This window comes from Achromobacter sp. GbtcB20, assembly GCF_019091095.1.
In the GTDB taxonomy this organism is placed as follows: domain Bacteria; phylum Pseudomonadota; class Gammaproteobacteria; order Burkholderiales; family Burkholderiaceae_B; genus Achromobacter; species Achromobacter mucicolens.
Window position 1 is genome coordinate 1 of record NZ_JAGXJZ010000635.1, and the last position, 258, is coordinate 258.

At 61.6% G+C, this 258-nt stretch carries 1 protein-coding gene; it reads right to left on the bottom strand.

Annotated features, from left to right (window positions below):
- Window positions 1-60 precede the first annotated feature (60 nt).
- Window positions 61-258 (bottom strand): CvpA family protein (locus KVT32_RS30535; RefSeq protein ID WP_217619480.1); only part of this gene is annotated, 198 nt, incomplete at its 5' end.

Here is a 258-nt window from a genome sequence, read left to right on the forward strand (position 1 = left end):
TGACGCCGACGATGCCACACATGGTGTGCTCCTAAGAACAGAATGCTGTTACGGAAAAGTTCAAAACTGTACGTGCTGCGCCAGCGCAGCAGGGAGGAAGGGCTTGACGGTGCGCGCGCCGGTCTCCGCCAGGGGAGACAGCAGCGCGTCCTTCCAGAAATCTTGTTGGGGGATGGAAGTCATCGAACACAATATGACGGCGGCCAGCACGATTACAACGCCGCGCGCCAGGCCGAACAGGCCGCCCAGGCCGCGGTC